This is a genomic window from Streptomyces sp. 8L, assembly GCF_020176795.1.
Lineage (GTDB): Bacteria > Actinomycetota > Actinomycetes > Streptomycetales > Streptomycetaceae > Streptomyces.
The window spans coordinates 1-1480 of the sequence record NZ_JAIUKE010000870.1 but is presented as its reverse complement, the minus strand read 5'-3'; the positions used below and the strand labels follow the sequence as shown (position 1 = coordinate 1480).

The window sequence follows — 1480 nt, the reverse complement described above, 5'->3', positions numbered from 1 at the left end:
GGATGCGGGTGTGGTGTGGGGGAGTTGGGGCGTAGCGTGGAGTGTCGGAGTGCCGGGCGTGGTGTTGTCCTGGTCATCCCCTAATGTGGCGTTCGTCCGCGTTCTGGGGAAGGGACCTGATGGATTTGATGGAGCGCACCGTCGTCCGCTGTGCCGAAGGGCATGTGTTCAGCACCGCGTCGTTCCCGTTGCAGCATCTCGACGCCGCGAGGATCGGGCCCGGCCGGCTCATCCGGTGTCCGCGGTGTGCCCGGCTGCGGAGTTCGGTGCCGGTGGCCCTGGGGAATCAGCGGCAGGGTTAGGGCGCAGCGGCGTCTTGGTGAGTGCGCGGGCGGCCGGTTCATGGCGGCCCGCGCACTTTGCGTATCCTCGGGGCGTGCTTCTCTCCGACAAGGACATTCGCGCCGAGCTCGATTCCGGCAGCGTCCGCCTCGAACCGTACGATCCCTCGATGGTGCAGCCGTCGAGCATCGACGTACGGCTCGACCGGTATTTCCGGGTCTTCGAGAACCACCTGTACCCGCACATCGACCCCGCCGTGGAGCAGGCCGGTCTCACCCGGCTCGTGGAGCCCGACGGCGACGACGCGTTCATCCTGCATCCGGGGGAGTTCGTGCTCGCCTCGACGTACGAGGTGATCTCCCTGCCCGACGGCATCGCCTCGCGGCTTGAGGGCAAGTCCTCGCTGGGGCGGCTCGGGCTCGTGACGCACTCGACGGCCGGGTTCATCGATCCGGGCTTCTCGGGGCACGTCACGCTGGAGCTGTCGAACATGGCGACCCTGCCCATCAAGCTCTGGCCTGGGATGAAGATCGGGCAGCTCTGCCTGTTCCGGCTGAGTTCGCCGGCCGAGTTCCCGTACGGGTCGAAGCCGGCCGGGTCGCGCTACCAGGGGCAGCGGGGCCCGACGGCCTCGCGGTCCTATCTCAATTTCCACCGGACCGATGTCTGAGGCTTTGGAGTGCCAGGCGTGAGCCAGTCCCGGGAAGATCTCTCCTACGAGCAGTTCGGCACGGCCGTCCGCGAGCTGGCGCAGACCGTCGCCGACGACGGCTACGAGCCCGACATAGTGCTCAGCATCGCCCGGGGCGGCGTCTTCGTGGCCGGGGGTCTCGCGTACGCCCTGGACTGCAAGAACATCCACCTGGTGAATGTGGAGTTCTACACGGGCGTGGGGACGACGCTGGCGATGCCCGTCATGTTGGCGCCCGTGCCGAACGTCGTCGACTTCAGCAACAAGCGCATCCTGATCGCCGACGACGTCGCCGACAGCGGCAAGACCCTGAAGCTCGTGTACGACTTCTGCGTGGAGCACGTCGCCGAGGTCCGCAGCGCCGTCATCTACGAGAAGTCGCAGTCCCTCGTGAAGTGCGAGTACGTGTGGAAGCGCACCGACGAGTGGATCAACTTCCCGTGGAGCGTCCAGCCGCCCGTCGTGCGGCGTTCGGGGCAGGTGCTGGACGCCTGAGGCGTCCGGGGC

The 1480-nt window shown here is 67.4% G+C and carries 3 protein-coding genes; all 3 read left to right on the top strand.

The features are described 5' to 3' along the window. Positions 1-119: 119 nt before the first annotated feature. A complete protein-coding gene (locus LCE31_RS39580) occupies positions 120-302 on the top strand; it encodes a hypothetical protein (RefSeq protein WP_225023124.1) in 183 nt (60 codons plus the stop codon). A gap of 74 nt (positions 303-376) precedes the next feature. Then, positions 377-952, top strand: coding sequence for a dCTP deaminase (dcd, locus tag LCE31_RS39575; RefSeq protein WP_225023123.1), 576 nt, complete (start codon positions 377-379; stop codon positions 950-952). Positions 953-970: 18 nt separating this feature from the next. Continuing rightward, positions 971-1468 (top strand): phosphoribosyltransferase, encoded by a 498-nt coding sequence (locus LCE31_RS39570; RefSeq protein WP_225023122.1) that lies wholly within the window; start codon positions 971-973, stop codon positions 1466-1468. Positions 1469-1480: the final 12 nt, after the last annotated feature.

Coding starts and splice junctions, on each gene's coding strand:
- LCE31_RS39580 (WP_225023124.1), top strand. CDS start 120: ATGGATTTGATGGAGCGCACCGTCGTCCGCTGTGCCGAAGGGCATGTG.